General features: G+C 60.0%; 1 protein-coding gene. It reads right to left on the bottom strand.

Going from position 1 to position 3,170, the window contains the following annotated elements; translation table 11 throughout:
- Window positions 1-3,170: pyruvate carboxylase (gene pyc / locus ACFVTJ_RS25320; RefSeq protein WP_386911263.1), on the bottom strand; the 3,170-nt coding region annotated here is incomplete at both ends.

The raw sequence follows: 3,170 nt of genomic DNA, 5'->3' as shown, positions 1-3,170 counted from the left end.
TCGATCTGATCACCGGGGCGCACCAGAACCTCAGTGATCTTGCCGTCGCGTTCGGCATGCAGCGCGGTTTCCATCTTCATGGCCTCGATGGAGAGCAGCACGTCGCCGGCCTTGACCTCCTGACCCTGATTGACAAAGACGCGGCTGATGACGCCCGGCATCGGCGCACCGACATGGGAGGCGTTGCCGGGTTCTGCCTTGCGGCGCACGGCGGAGCCGGAGGCGCCATGGGCGCGATCCGGCACCTTGATGCGTCGCGGCTGGCCGTTGATCTCGAAGAACACCGTCACCATACCCTTGTCATCAATGCCTGATGAAGCCTGATTGACGATAACAAGCGTCTTGCCGCGCTCGATATCGGCAAAAAGCTCTTCGCCATCCTCCATGCCGTAGAAATAGGCATGGGTCGGCAGCACGGAGACCGGGCCATATGTCTCAGCGGTTAGCGCAAAATCGGTGAATACCTTCGGATACATCAGATAGGATGCGAACTCGAAGTCATCAATCTTACGCTCCAGCTTGGTCTCGATCACCTTCCGTTCGGCATCGAGATCGGCATCCGCCAGCAGCGAGCCCGGACGCACGGTATAGGGTGCCTCACCCTTGAGCGCCTTTTTCTGCAGCGCTGCCGGCCAGCCGCCCGGCGACTGTCCAAGATCGCCCTTCAGCATCGAAACTACCGAATCCGGGAAGGACACTTCGCGGTCAGGGTTTTCGACATCGGCCACCGTCAGGTCCTGGCTGACCATCATCAGCGCCATGTCACCGACGACCTTGGAGGACGGCGTCACCTTGACGATATCGCCAAACATCCTGTTGGCATCGGCATAGGCCTGCGCCACCTCGTGCCAGCGGCTTTCAAGACCCAGCGAACGCGCCTGTTCCTTGAGGTTGGTGAACTGGCCGCCCGGCATTTCGTGCAGATAGACTTCCGAAGCCGGACCTTTGAGATCACTTTCGAAAGCCGCATACTGGTTACGCACAGCCTCCCAATAGAAGGAAATGCGGCGGATCCATTCCGTATCAAGACCCGTATCACGTTCCGAACCGGCGAGTGCTTCCACGATCGAGCCGAGGCATGGCTGCGATGTATTGCCGGAGAAGGCATCCATCGCGGCATCCACAGCGTCAACACCGGCATCAACGGCGGCAAGAACCGTCGCAGCGGAAATGCCCGATGTATCGTGGGTGTGGAAGTGGATGGGCAGACCCGTTTCTTCGCGCAGCGCCTTGAAAAGAACCTTGGCGGCCGCCGGCTTCAACAGGCCCGCCATATCCTTGACGGCAATGATATGCGCGCCGGCCTGCTCCAGTTCCTTGGCAAGATAGGTGTAATATTTTAGATCATATTTCGGACGCGCCGAGTTCAGAATATCGCCCGTGTAGCAGATGGTCGCCTCGCAGAGCTTGTTCTCCTCCGCAATCGCATCCATCGACACGCGCATATTCTCCACCCAGTTCAGGCAATCGAAGACGCGGAAAAGATCAACCCCGCCCTTTGCAGCCTGACGGACGAAATATTTCACGACGTTATCAGGGTAGTTCTTGTACCCGACGCCGTTCGCGCCACGCAGCAGCATCTGCAGCAGCAGGTTCGGCGCGCCTTCGCGGATAAGCGCCAGCCGCTCCCACGGGTCTTCCGTCAGGAAGCGCATGGAAACGTCAAACGTCGCTCCTCCCCAGCATTCCAGCGACAGAAGCTGCGGCAGCGCCTTGGCGTAGACACTCGCGACACGGGCGATGTCATGGGTGCGGACGCGGGTGGCCAGAAGCGACTGGTGCCCGTCACGCATGGTCGTATCGGTGACCAGAACGCGCTTTTCGTTGCGCATCCACTCCGCAAAGCCCTTCGGGCCGAGCTTGTCCAGCAGCTGCTTGGTGCCATCTGGCGTCGGCGCATCAATGTAAGGCACAACAGGCTTTGCGGCCTTTTCGGGCGGTCTGGCGCGACCCTTAGTTTCCGGGTGACCATTGACGGTCACATCGGCCAGATAGGTCAGAAGCTTGGTGGCGCGGTCCTGACGCTTGACCTGCGCGAACAGCTCCGGCGTCGAATCGATGAAGCGCGTCGTATAGGTGTTGTTGCGGAAACTGTCGTGACCAATGATTGCTTCAAGGAAGGTGAGGTTGGTCGCAACGCCGCGGATACGGAACTCGCGCAGCGCACGGTCCATACGGCTGATCGCCTCATCCGGCTGCGGCGCCCAGGCCGTGACCTTGACCAGCAGGGGATCATAGTAGCGGGTGATAACGGCGCCCGTATAGGAAGTGCCACCATCCAGACGGATGCCGAAGCCCGAAGCGGAACGATAGGCGGTAATGCGACCGTAATCCGGAATGAAGTTGTGTTCCGGGTCTTCTGTCGTGATGCGGCACTGCAGTGCATGGCCGTTGAGGCGGATATCTTCCTGCTTGGGCACGCCGGATTCCGCCGTGCCGATGGCAGCACCTTCAAGAATATGGATCTGCGCCTTGACGATATCGATGCCGGTCACAACTTCGGTAACGGTATGCTCCACCTGGATGCGCGGATTGACCTCGATGAAGTAGAATTTGCCGGTATCGGCATCCATCAGATATTCGACCGTGCCGGCACCGATATAGCTGGTCGCGGCGGCGATCTTCAGGGAATAGGCGGCCAGTTCCTGACGCTGCGCCTCTGACAGATAGGGGGCAGGCGCGCGCTCGACAACCTTTTGATTACGCCGCTGGATCGAACAATCACGCTCGAACAGATGCACGACATTTCCATGCGTATCGCCGAGAATCTGGCTCTCCACATGGCGGGCGCGCTCGACGAGCTTTTCCAGATAGACTTCGTCCTTGCCGAAGGCAGCCTTCGCCTCGCGCTTGGCTTCCGTCACCTCACGGGCGAGGTCTTCCTTTTTGCGGATGGCGCGCATGCCGCGGCCGCCACCGCCCCAGGAGGCCTTCAGCATGACGGGATAGCCGATTTCCTCGGCCATGCGCTCCACTTCCGCTATATCGTCCGGCAGCGGATCGGTGGCGGGAACAACGGGGACATCGACCGAAATGGCCAGATTGCGGGCTGCGACCTTGTTTCCGAGCTGGCGCATCGTGTCCGCCGTCGGCCCGATGAAGGTGATGCCGGCCTTGTTGCAGGCCTCCACGAACTCAGGGCTTTCGGACAGAAGACCGTAACCGGGATG

The sequence above is a fragment of the Agrobacterium sp. NPDC058088 genome (assembly GCF_042885035.1).
GTDB lineage: Bacteria > Pseudomonadota > Alphaproteobacteria > Rhizobiales > Rhizobiaceae > Agrobacterium.
Note: the sequence above shows the minus strand (reverse complement) of the source record. Positions and strands in the feature narration are given on the sequence as shown.